Source organism: Mycobacterium sp. NGS15, from assembly GCF_059813245.1.
Genome location: NZ_JCALEF010000004.1, coordinates 393,676 through 409,904, shown reverse-complemented (window position 1 = coordinate 409,904; position 16,229 = coordinate 393,676). Strand labels below are relative to the sequence as shown.

16 protein-coding genes are annotated in these 16,229 nt (G+C 64.5%); 13 read left to right on the top strand and 3 right to left on the bottom strand.

Going from position 1 to position 16,229, the window contains the following annotated elements; translation table 11 throughout:
- The first annotated feature begins 44 nt into the window (after window positions 1-44).
- Entirely contained in the window at window positions 45-497 is a 453-nt protein-coding gene (locus tag AC5Y5C_RS13115) for an Rv2324 family transcriptional regulator (RefSeq protein WP_030096676.1), read from the top strand.
- 56 nt (window positions 498-553) lie between these two features.
- Window positions 554-1,759: an NAD(P)/FAD-dependent oxidoreductase gene (locus AC5Y5C_RS13110; RefSeq protein WP_499972671.1), complete on the top strand. Its 1,206-nt coding sequence runs from the start codon at window positions 554-556 to the stop codon at window positions 1,757-1,759.
- Between the two features lie 6 nt (window positions 1,760-1,765).
- Here the strand turns inward: AC5Y5C_RS13110 and mftR are convergent, their stop codons facing one another.
- Window positions 1,766-2,362, bottom strand: coding sequence for a mycofactocin system transcriptional regulator MftR (gene mftR / locus AC5Y5C_RS13105; protein WP_499972670.1), 597 nt, complete (start codon window positions 2,360-2,362; stop codon window positions 1,766-1,768).
- A 103-nt stretch (window positions 2,363-2,465) separates the two neighbouring features.
- Here mftR and mftA point away from each other — a divergent pair, with 103 nt between their 5' ends.
- From mftA to AC5Y5C_RS13050, 11 genes are all read left to right on the top strand, one after another.
- Complete coding sequence (mftA, locus tag AC5Y5C_RS13100) at window positions 2,466-2,570, top strand: mycofactocin precursor MftA (protein ID WP_030096679.1); 105 nt, start codon at window positions 2,466-2,468, stop codon at window positions 2,568-2,570.
- Window positions 2,571-2,584: 14 nt separating this feature from the next.
- Complete coding sequence (gene mftB / locus AC5Y5C_RS13095; RefSeq protein WP_499972668.1) at window positions 2,585-2,890, top strand: mycofactocin biosynthesis chaperone MftB; 306 nt, start codon at window positions 2,585-2,587, stop codon at window positions 2,888-2,890.
- On the top strand, window positions 2,887-4,191 hold the full coding sequence (mftC, locus tag AC5Y5C_RS13090) for a mycofactocin radical SAM maturase (RefSeq protein WP_499972666.1): 1,305 nt from the start codon (window positions 2,887-2,889) through the stop codon (window positions 4,189-4,191). Before mftB ends, mftC begins: the two co-directional genes overlap by 4 nt.
- A complete protein-coding gene (gene mftD / locus AC5Y5C_RS13085; RefSeq protein ID WP_134081794.1) occupies window positions 4,192-5,370 on the top strand; it encodes a pre-mycofactocin synthase MftD in 1,179 nt (392 codons plus the stop codon).
- A 157-nt stretch (window positions 5,371-5,527) separates the two neighbouring features.
- A complete protein-coding gene (mftE, locus tag AC5Y5C_RS13080) occupies window positions 5,528-6,274 on the top strand; it encodes a mycofactocin biosynthesis peptidyl-dipeptidase MftE (protein ID WP_499972662.1) in 747 nt (248 codons plus the stop codon).
- Window positions 6,271-7,719: a mycofactocin biosynthesis glycosyltransferase MftF gene (gene mftF / locus AC5Y5C_RS13075; protein WP_499972658.1), complete on the top strand. Its 1,449-nt coding sequence runs from the start codon at window positions 6,271-6,273 to the stop codon at window positions 7,717-7,719. The genes mftE and mftF overlap by 4 nt, the downstream gene beginning before the upstream one ends.
- 8 nt (window positions 7,720-7,727) lie before the next feature.
- Complete coding sequence (gene mftG, locus AC5Y5C_RS13070) at window positions 7,728-9,143, top strand: mycofactocin dehydrogenase MftG (RefSeq protein ID WP_499973201.1); 1,416 nt, start codon at window positions 7,728-7,730, stop codon at window positions 9,141-9,143.
- A gap of 61 nt (window positions 9,144-9,204) precedes the next feature.
- On the top strand, window positions 9,205-10,668 hold the full coding sequence (eat, locus tag AC5Y5C_RS13065; RefSeq protein WP_499972654.1) for an ethanolamine permease: 1,464 nt from the start codon (window positions 9,205-9,207) through the stop codon (window positions 10,666-10,668).
- A 7-nt stretch (window positions 10,669-10,675) separates the two neighbouring features.
- Window positions 10,676-12,079, top strand: coding sequence for an ethanolamine ammonia-lyase subunit EutB (locus AC5Y5C_RS13060; protein ID WP_499972652.1), 1,404 nt, complete (start codon window positions 10,676-10,678; stop codon window positions 12,077-12,079).
- The gene (gene eutC, locus AC5Y5C_RS13055) at window positions 12,076-12,861 is read left to right on the top strand and encodes an ethanolamine ammonia-lyase subunit EutC (RefSeq protein WP_499972651.1); all 786 of its coding nucleotides are present in this window, start codon (window positions 12,076-12,078) and stop codon (window positions 12,859-12,861) included. The genes AC5Y5C_RS13060 and eutC overlap by 4 nt, the downstream gene beginning before the upstream one ends.
- A 48-nt stretch (window positions 12,862-12,909) precedes the next feature.
- Complete coding sequence (locus tag AC5Y5C_RS13050) at window positions 12,910-14,412, top strand: acetyl-CoA acetyltransferase (RefSeq protein ID WP_499972649.1); 1,503 nt, start codon at window positions 12,910-12,912, stop codon at window positions 14,410-14,412.
- 9 nt (window positions 14,413-14,421) lie between these two features.
- Here AC5Y5C_RS13050 and AC5Y5C_RS13045 read toward each other — a convergent pair whose 3' ends face one another.
- Both AC5Y5C_RS13045 and AC5Y5C_RS13040 read right to left on the bottom strand, forming a co-directional pair.
- A complete protein-coding gene (locus tag AC5Y5C_RS13045) occupies window positions 14,422-15,678 on the bottom strand; it encodes a cytochrome P450 (protein ID WP_499972645.1) in 1,257 nt (418 codons plus the stop codon).
- Window positions 15,679-15,757: 79 nt separating this feature from the next.
- Window positions 15,758-16,228 (bottom strand): hotdog fold domain-containing protein, encoded by a 471-nt coding sequence (locus AC5Y5C_RS13040; protein WP_078288748.1) that lies wholly within the window; start codon window positions 16,226-16,228, stop codon window positions 15,758-15,760.
- Between the last annotated feature and the right edge of the window lies 1 nt (window position 16,229).

Genomic DNA, 16,229 nt, shown 5'->3' with positions numbered 1-16,229 from the left:
ATTCTATTGCGTGAACGGGTTGGATCGCCTGAGGAGGATGGTGGATGGCCGAGCTCGATGCCACCGATGAGCGGATCGTGACGCTGTTGATGCGTAATGCTCGAGCGACGTTCGCCGAGATCGGCGAGGAGGTGAACCTGTCGGCCCCCGCCGTCAAGCGTCGTGTCGATCGCCTGGTCGCGACGGGGGTGATCAAGGGCTTCACCACCGTGGTGGATCGCGCTGCGGTCGGATGGAACACCGAGGCCTACGTTCAGGTCTACTGCCAGGGCACCATCACCCCGGAAGCCCTGCGGCGGGCGTGGATCGATATTCCCGAGGTGGTGAGCGCCGCGACGGTGACCGGAACCTCCGACGCGATGTTGCGTGTGCTGGCTCGCGATATTCAGCATCTCGAGCGCGCGCTGGAGCGCATCCGCGCCAGTGGGGACATCGACCGCACCGAGAGCATCGTGGTGCTCTCCAACCTGGTGGACCGAGCGCAGGTCCAGGGGTAGGAGGCGCGGGCGATAGGCCTGACACCGCGCATGTCCAGTCGTGTATGAAGTAGACCGTGAGTGATGCGACTGGGAGCGACGCAGAGCATGGTGTCCTGATCATCGGTGGTGGACTGGGCGCGGTGCGAACCGCCGAGCAGCTGCGCCGCGCGGAGTTCACCGGGCCGATCACCATTGTGAGTAGCGAGGCTCATCTGCCCTACGATCGCCCGCCGCTGTCCAAGGATGTGCTGCGTGACGCGGAGAAGACGATCGACGCGGTCGTGCTCAAGCCGCGAGAGTTCTATGACGAGAAGCAGATTGAGCTGCGACTCGGCGCGAGGGTAGTGGCATTGGACCCCGCCGGCCGCACGGTCGCTCTGGATGACGGAAGCACGGTGCAGTACGGGGAGGTCATCATCGCGACCGGCCTCGTTCCCCGGCGCATTCCTGCTTTCCCCGAGTTGGACGGCATTCACGTCCTGCGGACCGCCGACGATAGCTTCGCGTTACGGGGAGATGCCGCGAAGGCGCGGCGCGCGGTGATTGTCGGAGCCGGATTCATCGGATGTGAGGTTGCGTCCACATTGCGGGCCAACGGGGTTGAGGTGGTTCTCGTGGAGCCGCAACCGGCCCCTCTGCTGGCTGCGATCGGTCAGCAGCTCGGTGACTTGGTCGCCCGGCTGCACCGCAACGAGGGCGTGGATGTTCGAGTGGGCCTCGGAGTGGACGCCGTGGAGGGCGAGGAGCGAGTCCGGTCCGTCACGCTGTCGGACGGCACGCGGCTGGACGCCGATCTCGTCGTACTGGGGATCGGGAGCCGGCCCGCCACAGACTGGCTGGACGGGTCCGGTGTCGAGGTGGACAACGGGGTGGTGTGCGATACCGTCGGTCGCACCGGTACCCCGCATGTCTGGGCGCTGGGTGATGTCGCCGCGTGGGCCGACGCCACCGGGCGTCCCAGCCGTGTGGAGCACTGGAGCAATGTCGCCGAGCAGGTTCGCGCGCTCGTACCGGCGTTGCTTGGCCAGGAGCCCGCAGCTAATACCGCTGCGGTGCCGTACTTTTGGAGCGATCAGTACGACGTGAAGATTCAGTCGCTCGGTCATCTGGGGAGCTCGGACACCGTGCATCTCATCTCTGATGACGGTCGCAAGTTCCTGGCCTACCTGGAGCGCGATGGTGTGCTGACCGGCGTCGTCGGCTGCGGGATGGCTGGTCCGGTGATGAAGATGCGGGCCAAGATTGCGGCGGGTACGCCCATCGCCGAGGTACTGGAGTAGCGAGATTTAGCCGAGGGCTCGCAGCCCCGCCTCGGCGGCGTCGAAGCCCTTGCCGAGTAGTGCGGTAAGGATCGACGCTTCGTCGGTGAGCCATTGTTCGTAGGCGGCGAGCGCCACGCCTAGCAGTGTCCAGCCGACGGTCTGCGGCAAGAGAGCAGTGGGATCTGCCCCGCTGCGTTTGGCCACGAACTGTGCGATGACATCGCGCCAGCCGGTGTACATCAGCATCGAATATGCCTGTAGCGCCGGGACCTCCAGAATCAGCCTCATCCGCATGCGGTGCCGCGGCGTTTCGTCGACCGGAAAGTCGTTGAATGTCAACAGCGCCTGGCGCAGCGCGGTGCTGATGTCCACCGTGTCCGGAGTTTCATCCAGCAGCGCACGCATCACCTCCAGGTGAGAATCGAAGTCGCCCCAGACGATTGCGTTCTTGGAGCTGTAGTACCGAAAGACCGTGCGCCGGGCGATGCCTGCCGCCGCGGCGATGTCGTCGACGCTGACCTCGTCGAAGCTGCGCTGCGTGAACAGAGCCATGGCAACCGCGGTGATCTCGTCCCGGGTTGTGGAAGGGCGTCGTCCTACGCGCGCCGGCTGCGCATTCATACCGAGAACTCCGCCATTTCCTGACACCCTCTTCCCTTTCTGCACTCGATGCCATTATTATCGTGATCGTTGCCACAGTCCAGACTCACAAGGGAGTGAACAGATGGCCGAGCCCACCACTGTCGCCGGACAGACCACCGACACCGAACTGGTGCAGGAATCGCTGGTCGAAGAGGTATCGATCGACGGGATGTGCGGCGTCTACTGAGACGCCCGGTCTCGATGAGCGCCATGATTGACGAGGCGCCCGCCGGTTTCGATTGGACCCGGCCCTGGCAGTTGCACCCCCAGGTGTCGTTGCGTCCGGAGCCGTTCGGGGCGCTGCTCTACCACTTCGGCACCCGCAAGCTGTCCTTCCTGAAGAACCGCACTCTGCTGCAGATCGTGCAATCCCTTACCGAACACAGCAGCGCCGAGAATGCTTGGCGGGCCGCTGGTGTCGAGGACGATCAGATTGCCGTTTACCAGCAGGCCCTGGCGGTACTGGCGGATTCAAAGATGATCGTGACCCGAGAGGACGCCCGATGAGTGCTCCCGCAGTACCCCGCCTGAATGTCGCCGGCGTTGCGGCTCCGAGGCTGGATGTCGCCGGCGTTGCGGCTCCGAGGCTGGATGTCGCCGGCGTTGCGGCTCCGAGACTCGTGGATCAGTTCGAGCAGGGGCTGGATGCCCCCATCTGCCTCACTTGGGAGCTGACCTACGCCTGCAATCTGTCCTGTGTGCATTGCCTCTCGTCATCGGGCAAGCGCGATCCGCGTGAGCTGTCCACTGAGCAGTGCAAGGACATCATCGACGAGCTCGAACGCATGCAGGTGTTCTACGTGAACATCGGCGGCGGCGAACCCACTGTGCGATCAGACTTTTGGGAGCTCGTGGATTACGCGACCGAGCATCACGTAGGGGTCAAGTTCTCGACCAACGGCGTGCGCATCACCGAGGAGGTGGCGGCACGACTGGCCGCCAGCGACTACGTCGATGTACAGATCTCGCTGGACGGCGCGACCGCCGACGTCAACGATGCGGTGCGCGGTGCGGGCTCGTTCGCCATGGCGGTGCGGGCGCTGGAGAACCTGGCCGCCGCCGGATTCAAGGACGCCAAGATCTCGGTGGTGGTTACCCGCCACAATGTGGACCAGCTCGACGATTTCGCCGATCTGGCCGCAAAATACGGTGCAACACTGCGGATTACACGGCTGCGTCCCTCCGGCCGCGGCGCCGACGTATGGGATGAGCTCCACCCCACCCCGGCGCAGCAGCGTCAGCTGTACGACTGGCTGGTGCTCAACGGCGAGCGGGTTCTGACGGGAGATTCCTTCTTTCACCTGTCGGCCTACGGTGACGGGTCCGGGGGTTTGCCGGGTCTGAACATGTGCGGTGCTGGACGGGTGGTGTGCCTGATCGATCCAGTGGGCGATGTCTATGCTTGCCCGTTTGCCATCCATGACCGGTTCCGTGCCGGTAATGTGGTGTCCGACGGTGGGTTTGACGAGGTGTGGAAGCACTCGCAGCTGTTCACCGAGTTGCGTGAGCCGCAGTCCGCGGGTGCCTGCGGCAGTTGCGGGCATTACGACAGTTGCCGGGGCGGCTGCATGGCGGCCAAGTTCTTCACCGGGTTGCCGATGGACGGACCCGACCCGGAGTGCGTGCAGGGCTATGGCGAGGCGGCCCTGGCCGCCGATCGCGTGGTGCCCAAACCCAGTGGCGACCACTCGCATTCGAAGGGCAAGCGCGGACCGTCCGGGGGCCCCGTCGCCCTGACCCTGACGCGCCGGCCGCCCTCGCGCGCATGCGATGAGAACCCCATTTCCAACGTACGAGCAGGACGGTAGATGGCCCGCAACACATGGTTCGAGACGGTCGCGATTGCCCAGCAGCGGGCCAAGAAGCGACTGCCGAGGTCCGTCTACAGCTCGCTAATCTCGGCCAGCGAAAAGGGGCTGACCGTCAGTGACAATGTCGAGGCGTTCGCAGAGCTCGGATTCGAGCCTCACGTCGTCGGCATTCAGCCGGACCGTGAACTGTCGACAACTGTTCTAGGGCAAGAAATCTCGTTGCCGGTGATGATCTCTCCGACCGGGGTTCAGGCCGTTGATCCCGACGGTGAGGTGGCGGTGGCCCGGGCCGCCGCCGCGCGTGGAACCGCCATGGGATTGTCCTCCTTCGCGAGCAAGCCCATCGAGGATGTGGTGGCCGCGAATCCGAAGACGCACTTCCAGATTTACTGGCTAGGCGGGCGTGACGATGTGGCTCAGCGCATTCAGCGTGCGAAAGATGCTGGTGCAGTGGGCCTTATCGCCACTCTTGACTGGAGCTTTTCGCACGGCCGTGATTGGGGTAGCCCTTCCATACCCGAGAAGATGAACCTGCGGTCGATGATCCGGCTGGCGCCGGAAGTGGTCACCAGGCCCGGCTGGCTGTGGTCGTTCGGGAAGAAGATGAACATTCCGGATTTGCGGGTGCCCAACCAGGCAGCCCGCGGCGAGGCCGGACCGCCCTTCTTCGATGCCTACGGGCAGTGGATGGGAACTCCGGCGCCGACATGGGACGACGTTCAATGGATGCGTGAGCAATGGGACGGTCCATTCATGCTCAAGGGTGTCATGCGCATTGATGATGCTAAAAGGGCTGTAGATTGCGGAGTTTCGGCGATTTCGGTGTCGAATCACGGCGGGAACAATCTCGATGGAACGCCCGCCTCGATCCGTGCGTTGCCGGGCATCGCACAGGCCGTCGGGGGTGATGTCGAGGTGCTGCTGGATGGCGGCATCCGGCGGGGCAGCGATGTCGTCAAGGCATTGGCACTTGGAGCGCGTGCGGTGATGATCGGACGGGCGTATCTCTGGGGCCTGGCGGCTTCGGGTCAGGCCGGCGTCGAAAATGTCCTGGACATCATGCGCGGCGGCATCGATTCGGCACTGATGGGGCTTGGCAAGAAGTCTGTGCACGAACTGTCCCCAGATGATCTTCTCGTTCCGGAGGGATTTGCCCGCGGCCTCGGACGGCACTAGTTCAGCGCATCGGGAATTGAACACGGTGTCGGCAGAGTCGATGTGGCGGCAGGGGCTGGCGTGACAATCGGTGCGAAATAGCGCCCAGCACCTAAGCCGACGGCCAGCAAGGATGTAAAGACCTCAATTGGGTGCGCCAACTTTGGATGCATTTGGCGTGAATTCGGCCTACCATCGGCGGGTGGCTGTACCGACTGTCTTGAGCACCGCCATCTCTCCGGAGCTCGCAGACGAGGCCATCACGCTGTTCACCCCACTCGGCTCAACCGAGCAACACGGGCCGCACTTGCCGTTGGATACCGACACCCGGATTGCCGATGCTGTGGCTACCGCTGCGGCGGAGATGCTGGCCTCCGATGCGGGCGCCGGCCGGATCGCTCTCGCCCCTGCCCTCGCGTACGGATCCAGCGGAGAACATCAATCCTTCGCTGGAACGATCTCGATCGGTACCGCGGCGCTGACCCAGGTCCTCGTGGAGTACGGCAGGTCGGCCACGCAGTGGTGCCGACGCATCGTCTTCGTGAACGGTCACGGCGGCAATATCGAGGCGACAGTCTCCGCGGTGCGGCTCCTGCGGTCGGAGGGCCGCGATATCGCGTGGTGGGCGTGCGCGGTCGAAGGCGGTGACGCTCACGCTGGACATGCGGAAACATCTCTGCTGCTACATATTTCACCGGATGCAGTGCGCCGCGAGGAAGTGCTCGCCGGAAACTCGGCACCGCTGCACGAGCTGATGGCGCCCATGCGTGCGGGCGGCGTGGCGGCGGTGAGCGCGATCGGTGTGCTCGGGGATCCGACGACTGCCAGCAGCCAGGACGGCGCGCGGATGCTTGCGACGATGACCCGACGATGCGCCCACGCGGTGCGCCGTTGGTTACCTGATGCCGACGGGCGGCTGGTATGACGACGAGCGACGACGCGGTGCAGGGCATGTCCGCATCACACGGACGGCTACCCGACGGATTCGCGGTTCAGGTGGATCGACGGGTTCGCGTGCTCGACGAGGGGTCGGCGCTGCTGGGTGGGTCGCCGACTCGGCTCCTGCGACTGGCGCCTGCCGCGCGGACGCTGCTTTCCGGCGGACGGCTTGAGGTACGCGATGCGACGAGCGCTCAGCTCGCCCGGACGCTGCTGGATGCGACCGTCGCCCACCCGCGTCCCACGAGTGGCCCGGGCTATCGGGACGTGACTGTCGTTATTCCATGCCGTAACAATGGTTTTGGATTACGTAGACTGCTGCGGGCACTGCGCGGAATGCGCGTGATCGTTATCGACGACGGTTCCACCATTCCGATCGTGGAGTGCGAGCTGGAGGGTATGCATTGTGACGTGCGGGTGGTGCGGCACACCGACAGTCAGGGTCCGGCGGCGGCCCGCAATACCGGGCTGAAGCTGGCGACCACGGACTTCGTCGCGTTCCTTGATTCGGATGTGGTGCCCAGGCGCGGTTGGCTGGAGGGACTGCTGGGGCACTTCAGCGATCCCGCGGTGGCTCTGGTTGCTCCGCGGATTGTTGGATTAGTGTTGAGCGACAATGCGATTGCTCGGTATGAAGCAGTCAGGTCCTCGTTGGATCTCGGCCTTCGTGAGGCGCCGGTCGTGCCATATGGCCCGGTGTCGTATGTGCCCAGCGCGGCCATCGTGGTTCGGCGGGCCGCGATCGACGAGATCGGCGGATTCGACGAGTCGCTGCAGTGCGGTGAGGATGTGGATCTGTGCTGGCGGCTGATCGAGGCGGGGTCACGGCTTCGGTACGAACCCGTGTCCCACGTGGCCCATGATCACAGGTTGACCCTCCGAGAATGGTTTGCGCGCAAGACATTCTATGGAAGAAGTGCGGCACCGCTGTCGACGCGTCATCCCGATAAGGTGGCGCCGATGGTCATCTCACGGTGGACGCTGCTGGTGTGGATTCTCGTAGCAGTGGGTTCAGGGATGGGCTATCTGGCCGCGGCGGGCATGGCCGCACTGGCGGCGGGCCGCGTGGCGCGGACGCTGCGGGGGGTGGATACCCCACCACGGGACGTCGTCCGGGTCGCTGCCCAAGGTGTGGGTGGTGCGGCGTTGCAGATTGCGTCCGCGCTGTGCCGTCATTACTGGCCGTTGGCGCTGGTGGCCGCTGCGCTGTCGCGGCGCAGCCGCCAGGTGCTCGTGGTGGCCGCGATTGTCGACGGCGTGGTGGATTGGATGAAGCGCAACGACAACTCGGCCTCTCCCGATGATCGCATTGGTCTGCTGGAGTACGTACTGCTGAAGCGTCTCGACGACATCGCCTATGGGATTGGCCTGTGGTCGGGGATTGTGCAGGAGCGCGATCTCGGTGCGCTCCGACCGGAACTACGGCCCTGAGTAGGCCGATCCATGCGGATGCGCTCATCGTGGGTGCAGGAAGCGCGGGATCGATTCTGGCAGGGCGCCTTTCCGAGGATCCGTCGTTCCGGGTGGTGCTTGTCGAGGCGGGCCCAGCGGCCTCCGCGGATGAGGACGGCGTACGTGACGGGTATCGTCTTCCGATTGGTCCCGACAGCCGGATAGCCACCTACTACTGGGCGACTCTGACGTCCACGGGTGACCAGGCCGAGTTGGTGCGTGGATCGGTGGTGGGGGGCTCCGGCGCGATCAATGGCGGCTACTTCGTGCGTGGCCGGCCCGCGGATTTCGACGGATGGTCGGTGCCGGGCTGGGCCTGGGTGGATGTTCGCGATCATTTCCGCGCGCTGGAGACAGACCGTGACTTCCGGGACGATCCGTTGCATGGCTCGTCAGGGCCTATACCGATCGGGCGAAAGCACGAACAGAGTAGCGCTGGAAGAGAACTGGCGGAGTTCGCACTCAAGGGCGGATATCCGATGGTGGCAGACCTGAATGGTAAGGCCGGCGTCGGGGTGGGGTTGGTACCGCTCAACATCGACAGTGGGATGCGGGTTGGGCCCGCGCGCGCATATCTGGAGGGGGCGGGCTGGCGCCCCAATCTCGCGGTGTACTCCGGTACCCGTGTGCTGCGGGTGCTCTGCGGCACCGGGCGCGCCACCGGGGTGCAGGTGGCGGTCGGGAATTCGGTGCGGACGCTGACTGCCGACCGAATCATATTGAGTGCGGGGGCGATTGAGACCGCGAAGCTGCTGTTGCTCTCCGGGATCGGGCCGGCAGATGACCTGCGCGCGGTGGGCGTCGAGCCCGTTGTCGACCTGCCCGGTGTCGGTACCCGCGTGATGGACCACGCGGAGTGGGTATTGGACACGGGCGACCAGGGGCAGCAGGGCTATCCCGTCCTGGATACCGTATTGCACACTGATCGTCAGATGGGCATCGAGATACGGCCCTATACAACCGGATTCGCGGCGATGGCCGGGACGTCGGTGAACGGTGCGGATGCCCGGCAGATCGGCGTCGCGTTGATGACACCGCGGTGTCGCGGTCGGCTTGAACTGCGCTCGACCGATCCCGCAGTGCCGGTGTACATCGACTTGCGGTACGACAGTGAGACCAAGGACATGGATCGCTTGCGCGATGGAGTGCGTCTGGTGTCCGAACTGTACGGACGGCGATTCGGCGGGCCGCGGTGGTCCACGTCGCAGCATTTATGCGCAACGGCCCCGATGGGCAATGACGAGGACAAGCATGCGGTCGTTGACAAGTACTGTCGCGTCAGGGGAGTCGATGGGTTGTTCGTCATCGACGGGTCGATCATGCCCACTATTCCCAGCCGGGGACCGGCCGCAACGATCGCGATGATCGGACATCGTGCGGCCCAGTTTGTTGCGTGGTCGTAACAGGAGGGCGAATCTTGGCGTCTACTGCACGCGCGCACGCCATCGGCCGCACAATTGGACGATGTCAACTCCCGATGACGCCGTCAGTTCACCTGCGGAAGCACCGTTTGATCATGCGGGTGTGCAATCACACCGTGAAGGTGCCGACTACCTCGCGCGGCGGCAGCTGAGATCGGGCACCGCGGGCTGGGTGCTGCTGGCGGGGCTCGGCGTGAGTTATGTGATTTCCGGAGACTACGCGGGCTGGAACACCGGTTTGAGCAAAGGCGGCTTCGGCGGGATGGCCATTGCAGCAGTGGTTATCGCCGCGATGTACCTGTCGATGGTACTCAGCATGGCGGAGATGTCGTCGGCATTGCCCACGGCAGGAGGCGGATACACTTTCGCACGGCGCGCGATGGGCCCGTGGGGCGGATTCGCCACGGGGACCGCGATTCTCATTGAGTATGCGATAGCGCCGGCCGCGATTGCCACCTTTATCGGAAGCTACGTCGAATCACTGCACCTGTTCGGCCTCAAGGATGGATGGTGGATCTATCTGGCGGTGTACGCGATCTTCATCGGCATCCACCTCAGCGGTGCGGGCGAGGCGCTCCGGACGATGTTCATCATCACGGGGATCGCGCTTGTCGGCCTCGTCACCTTCGCAATTGGAGCCGTCGGCCGATTCGACGCAAACAACCTCACCAACATTCCCGTCGATGAAACGGCCACGGGTGCATCGGCATTCCTGCCCTACGGATATCTGGGAATCTGGGCGGCGGTGCCGTTCGCGATCTGGTTGTTCCTAGCGATCGAGGGCGTGCCACTGGCCGCCGAGGAAGCCCGCGATCCCGCAAAGAACATTCCGCGCGGCATCGTGATGGCCATGCTGGTGCTTGTCGTCACCGGTACGGCCGTGCTGATCCTGGTGCCCGGGGCGGGCGGTGCCGAAGCGATGGGGCAGTCCGGGAATCCCTTGGTCGAGGCGCTGGGAAACACCACGGTGGCCAAGGCGGTCAATTACATCGGGCTGGCCGGACTCATCGCCAGCTTCTTTTCCATCGTATATGCCTACAGTCGGCAGACCTTCGCGTTGTCCCGGGCAGGCTACCTACCGACCGGGTTGTCGGTCACCAATGGCCGTAAGGCTCCTGTGCTGGCGCTGATCGTGCCGGGAATCATCGGATTCCTGTTGTCGCTCAGCGGTAAAGGTGCGATGTTGCTTAATATGGCGGTGTTCGGCGCGGCGCTGAGCTATGTGCTGATGATGGTGAGCCATATTGTGCTGCGCGTTCGCGAGCCGGATATGCAGCGGCCGTATCGCACCCCGGGGGGCATCGTCACCAGCGGGTTTGCCCTCCTGATCGCCTGCGCCGCGGTGGTGGCGACGTTCATCGTCGATACCACCGCGGCTTTTGCCACGTTCGGCGTATTCATCCTGTTTATGGCGTATTTTGGGTTGTATAGCCGTCACCGTTTGGTCGCAAACTCCCCGGACGAGGAGTTCGCGGCGCTTGCAGAGGCCGAGAACGAACTGAAATAGGCATATTATGAGCACCTTTCGCCACATCGCCGGACCGGTCACGTACCGGTTCGGGTCGCTCGCCGAAGTTCTCGCGAAGGCTTCGCCGCCGCGGTCCGGTGATGAGCTCGCGGGCTGTGCGGCACAATCGGACGCCGAGCGGGCTGCCGCACGCTGGGCACTCGCCGAGGTACCGCTAGCGGACTTCCTGTCCGAGGAGATCGTCCCGTACGACACCGATGAGGTCACCCGGCTGATCATTGACAGCCACGACGCGGAGGCCTTCGCGGTCATCTCGCATCTCACCGTCGGCGATTTTCGCGACTGGCTGCTGGAGACCATCACCAAACGCCATGGGGCGCAGTCACTCAAGGATATTTCGCCGGGGCTGACACCAGAGATGGTAGCGGCCGTCAGCAAGCTGATGCGCAATCAGGACCTCATCGCCGTCGGTGCCGCGGTGCGCAACCGTAGCGCTTTTCGTACGACTATCGGACTACCGGGCACGTTGGCGACCCGACTACAGCCCAACCATCCCACCGACGACGCGCGAGGTATCGCCGCTGCCACCCTCGACGGACTGCTACTGGGTTGCGGCGACGCCGTCATCGGAATCAACCCGGCGACCGATTCCCCGCATGCCGCGGCCGACCTGCTGCGTCTCATCGACGACATCCGGTTGAGATTCGACATCCCCACACAGTCGTGCGTGCTCGCGCACGTCACCACCACGATGGAGCTCATTGAGCGAAATCTGCCGGTGGACTTGGTGTTCCAGTCGATCGCCGGCACCGAAGGTGCCAACGAGAGCTTCGGGGTCAACTTGGCGCTGCTGCGTGAGGCGAACGAGGCCGGACGTTCTTTGGCGCGAGGAACCGTGGGCAACAACGTCATGTACCTGGAGACTGGCCAGGGATCGGCGCTCTCGGCCGGGGCGCATCTCGGGGTGGGCGGAGTCCCGGTAGACCAGCAAACACTGGAGGCCCGGGCCTACGCGGTGGCGCGTGAGGTGGAGCCACTCCTGGTCAACACAGTCGTGGGATTCATTGGGCCGGAATATCTTTACGACGGCAAGCAGATCATCAGGGCTGGCCTGGAAGACCACTTCTGCGGCAAGCTCCTGGGGCTCCCGATGGGGGTGGATGTCTGTTACACCAATCACGCCGAAGCCGATTCGGATGACATGGACGTCCTGCTTACTGTGCTCACGGCGGCGGGAGTCGCGTTTGTCATCGCGGTGCCCGGGGCGGATGACGTCATGCTCGGGTACCAGAGCCTGTCCTTCCATGATGCGCTGTTCGCGCGCCGCGCCTTCGGCCTGCGGCCGGCCCCGGAGTTCAACGACTGGCTTGAGCGCATGGGCATGCTGGAGCGCGACGGGGGGCTGCGTGAAATCGCGGTCAACGACTCGCCGTTGCGGGCACTGTTATGAGTGACGTTGCGAACAACGGAGCGGCGGAAGATATCTGGGATACGTTACGTCGCTCCACGCAGTCACGAATCGGTTTGGGGCGCAGCGGGGATGCGTTGCCCACCGCTCGAGTGCTGGAGTTCGGGACCGCGCACGCCGCCGCCCGCGACGCCGTGCATACGCCGCTGGACGCTTCCGCGCTGGCCGGCCGTATCGACGGTCTCGGATTGGGTACGCCGCTGCTGGTGACCAGCCGCGCAGGCGATCGATCCGAATACTTGCGCCGCCCGGACCTGGGGCGGGCGCCGGCCGATGGCGCGCTGGATGTGCTGTCGGATTCCGCCGCCGATATCGGCATCGTGCTGGCTGACGGTTTGTCTCCGCGCGCCCTTGATGACCACGGTGTTCCGCTATTGCAGGCGCTACACCAGCGCCTTCGCGGATATTCGCTCGCACCGCTCGTCATCGCGACACAGGCGCGGGTGGCCCTGGGTGACCACATCGGTGCCGCGCTCGGTGTGGACACGGTCCTGATGCTCATCGGGGAACGTCCCGGCCTGTCCGTCGCCGACAGCGTAGGGATATACCTCACGCACAATCCTGTTGTCGGATGCAGTGACGCACAACGTAATTGCGTGTCCAACATCCATCCGCCGGAAGGGTTGGGCTACGACCAGGCGGCACAGGTCGTCGCTGCGCTGGTGGCGGGCGCACGTGAGATCGGTCGATCAGGCGTCGCCCTCAAGGACATGACGGGCGCGGGTAGTCAGATCGAGGGGTCCGGGCCCGCTCTCACCACGTAGCGGGATGGCCTTTCCGGGGCCAACCGGGTGGTTGGTTACCATCGGTTAATGGCCCTCGACCCTCGCACGCCGGTTCTCGTCGGTACCGGACAGGTCAACCAGCGGACGGACGCCGATACTGCGTTCTCGGAGATCCCCGAGCCCATCGATCTCATGGAGCGAGCGGGCCGGCTGGCGGCCGAGGATGCGGGGGCGGTTGAGCTGCTCACGGCCATAGACACGGTGTCGGTGGCGAACATCTTCTCGTGGAAGTACCGCGACCCCGGCGCGCTGCTCGGTGAACGTCTGGGTTCGGCGCCCAAGCGCACGTTCTACACCGGGCCCAGCGGCAACTCGCCGCAGCTGTTGGTCAACCATGCGGCCGCGGACATTCTGGCCGGGGATGCCGACGTGGTGCTCATCGGCGGGGCGGAGATGTGGCGGTCGCGCAACAAGATGATGGCCACCGGTGTGCAGCCCACGTGGACCACCCAAGACGAATCCATCACCGAACCAGCCATTCTCGGCGGTCGCATGGATCAAGTGGGCGGCGCCGAGACCACCATTGGCCTGATCTCTCCCGGTCATGTGTACCCGCTGTTCGAGCAGGCGATTCGGGTCGCCAATGGTGTATCCGTCGCCGACCATCGCGCTGCGATTTCTCAGTTGTGGCAGCGCTTCAACGCCGTGGCCGTGAACAACGTGCATGCCTGGTCCAACGATGCGTACACCGCCGAGCAGATCGCTACGCCCGGTCCCGACAATCGGTGGATCAGCTCGCCGTACACCAAGCTGATGAACTCCAACAACATGGTCGAACAGGGGGCGGTGCTGCTGCTCACCTCGCTAGAAACCGCGCAACGGCTCCGAATCTCCAAGGATCGCTGGATATTTCCGCTCGCCGGCAGCCAGGCCAACGACACCTTTGCGCTCAGTGAACGTAACGAGCTGCACCGGTCGCCGGCTATCCGTCTTGCGGGCAAGCGTGCGTTCGACATCGCCGGTTTGGGAACCGATGACGTGGACCTGATCGACATCTACTCGTGTTTCCCCTCGGCGGTGCAGGTCGCGGCGACCGAGCTGGGGTTGGCGCTCGATGACCCGGCGCGGCCGCTCACCGTCACCGGTGGACTCACGTTCGCCGGCGGCCCCTGGTGTAACTACGTCACCCACTCCATCGCCACCATGGCCGAGCGGCTGCGTGAGCGTCCCGGTGCGAAGGGGCTGATCACAGCCAATGGCGGATACCTCACCAAGCACGCATTCGGAATCTACGGAACCGAGCCGCCCACATCCGGTTTCAGGTACGAGGATGTGCAGCCCGCCGTCGATCGAGAGCCCAGAACCGCGGCGGCCGATGGCTATTCGGGTGCGGCCGCCGTCGAGGCCTGGACCGTCAACTATGGGCGAGACGGATCGCCGTTCCAGACGTTCGTGAGCGTACGTACCCCGACCGGGGCGCGCACCTTCGCCAAGCTCGACGACCGCGCTGTGGCGGCGCAGATCGGGGGCACAGATATCGCCGGTGCGTCAATCGAAGTCGCGGCGGATGGTTCCGCGCGGCTCGCTTGATCGCCGCCGTCACCGCAAGGAGTAGCGGATCGGCAGGTGTTTGATACCGCCGACGAATATGGTCGACGTCCGCTCGACGTTCCCGTCGATCTCGATGGACTCCAGCCGGGGGAGCAGTGCCGAGAAGAAGCTGTTGACCTCCATCCGGGCCAGTGCCGCTCCCAGGCAGAAGTGCACACCAAACCCGAATGCCAAGTGTTTGTTGGGGTCTCGTGCCACGTCGAAGGTGAACGGGTTGGCAAAGGTGTCTTCGTCGCGGTTCCCCGACGGGTAGGACAGCAGCACCGAGTCGCCTTGGGCGATGGATACTTTGCGAATCTCGGTGTCCGCGGTCGCTGTTCGCATGAACTCCTTGACCGGTGTCACCCAGCGGATCATCTCGTCGACCGCCAAAGGCATGAGGTCGGGGTTCTCGCGTAGGCGCGAGAGCTGGTCCGGATGCGCCAGAAGCGCTTCCAGGCCACCGGCAATCGTGGCGCTGGTGGTGTCGTGTCCGGCGGTGGCGATGATCGTGTAGTACGACGCGATGTCGACATCGGAGAGTGGCTCGCCATCGACCGTGGCATTCGCGATGGTCGAGGCCAGGTCGCCGGTGGGGTTTTCGCGCCGGGAGGCGGTGAGCCCACTGAAGTATCCGAAGAAGTCCAGCAGCGCCAGCAGCTGCTCCTCCGGAGTCGCGCCGCGCTGGAATTCGGTGTCGTCGCCGCCGAAGAGTTCCTGGGTGAGCTTGAGCATGCGGTCGAAATCCGATTCGGGAATGCCGAGCAGCGACATGATGACGTACAGGGGAAAGTGCACGGCCACGTCCTGGGCGAAGTCGCAGGTTCCACCGGCCTCCATCAGCTTGTTCACGTATCTGGCGGCCAGCTCGTCGGTGCGGATTTTCATGTCCCGCATGGCTTTTGGCCGGAACCAGTCGGCTCCGATGGCGCGCAGAACGCGGTGTTTGGGGTCGTCGATATGGACAAGGGTTTTGAGCTCGATGCCCATGGCCGCCTGCCGGTCCAGCTCGGCCTCCTGCTCGAGGTTCATCAGCAACGGACGCGGTTCGTTGATCCAGAGTGCGTTATCGCGCTCAACGTCCATGATGTCGTCGTGCTTGGTGATCGCCCAGAACGGCCGGTAGTTGTCGGTAACGACCTTCGCCACGGGCTGTTCGCGCCGTAGCAGGGTCAGTGCTTCGTGCAGACGGGGCTCGTCTGCGTACGCGGTCGGATCGGCCAAGAGTCGGCCGGCGTCTTCGATTTCGGATAGTGCAGTGGCCATAGCCGGAGTGTGCGCGCGGCGCACCATAGATTTGACCGTAACGGCTGAATTTTTGACCGCCGGATGCGGGCGATGCTGGCTAGGCGGGGGTCACCCAGGTGGTGATCTCTGCTTTCACCACTTCCTTGCCGTCACGGTCGGTGATGCTGATCGGCACCACGACATCGGTGCCCTCGGTGATCGAGGCGAAGTCGAGGCCTTCCAGTTTGGCGACCGCGCGCAGCGAGGTGGTGGCCTTGCCGAGGTACTGCACATTCATCGCCTTGGGGATCCAGCGATGCGAGGACGGGGTGGTGGCCTCCATCAGCATCCCCATCGCGACCTCGGCCAGGTTGCACGCGGCGATCGCGTGGAAGGTCTTGAGGTGGTTGTAGACGAAGTACCACTTGGGGGCGGTCACCTCGCAGTAGCCCGGTTCCATCCGGTGCACGTGCGGCACCACCGAGGCGAAGTAGGGGACGCGGGCCATCATGGCGGCGGAGAACAGGGCGGAGCCGCCCGGCTTGTTCTGCAGACGCTGCCAGATCTTGTAGGTCGGAGATGCACTCACG

Bases quoted from the DNA above. Each gene is read 5' to 3' on its own strand.
- mftC (WP_499972666.1), top strand. From the start codon at position 2,887: ATGAGTGCTCCCGCAGTACCCCGCCTGAATGTCGCCGGCGTTGCGGCT.
- AC5Y5C_RS13045 (WP_499972645.1), bottom strand. From the start codon at position 15,678: ATGGCCACTGCACTATCCGAAATCGAAGACGCCGGCCGACTCTTGGCC.
- mftR (WP_499972670.1), bottom strand. From the start codon at position 2,362: ATGAATGCGCAGCCGGCGCGCGTAGGACGACGCCCTTCCACAACCCGG.
- AC5Y5C_RS13050 (WP_499972649.1), top strand. From the start codon at position 12,910: ATGGCCCTCGACCCTCGCACGCCGGTTCTCGTCGGTACCGGACAGGTC.
- AC5Y5C_RS13115 (WP_030096676.1), top strand. From the start codon at position 45: ATGGCCGAGCTCGATGCCACCGATGAGCGGATCGTGACGCTGTTGATG.
- mftF (WP_499972658.1), top strand. From the start codon at position 6,271: ATGACGACGAGCGACGACGCGGTGCAGGGCATGTCCGCATCACACGGA.
- eutC (WP_499972651.1), top strand. From the start codon at position 12,076: ATGAGTGACGTTGCGAACAACGGAGCGGCGGAAGATATCTGGGATACG.
- mftA (WP_030096679.1), top strand. From the start codon at position 2,466: ATGGCCGAGCCCACCACTGTCGCCGGACAGACCACCGACACCGAACTG.
- eat (WP_499972654.1), top strand. From the start codon at position 9,205: ATGTCAACTCCCGATGACGCCGTCAGTTCACCTGCGGAAGCACCGTTT.
- mftD (WP_134081794.1), top strand. From the start codon at position 4,192: ATGGCCCGCAACACATGGTTCGAGACGGTCGCGATTGCCCAGCAGCGG.
- AC5Y5C_RS13060 (WP_499972652.1), top strand. From the start codon at position 10,676: ATGAGCACCTTTCGCCACATCGCCGGACCGGTCACGTACCGGTTCGGG.
- mftB (WP_499972668.1), top strand. From the start codon at position 2,585: ATGAGCGCCATGATTGACGAGGCGCCCGCCGGTTTCGATTGGACCCGG.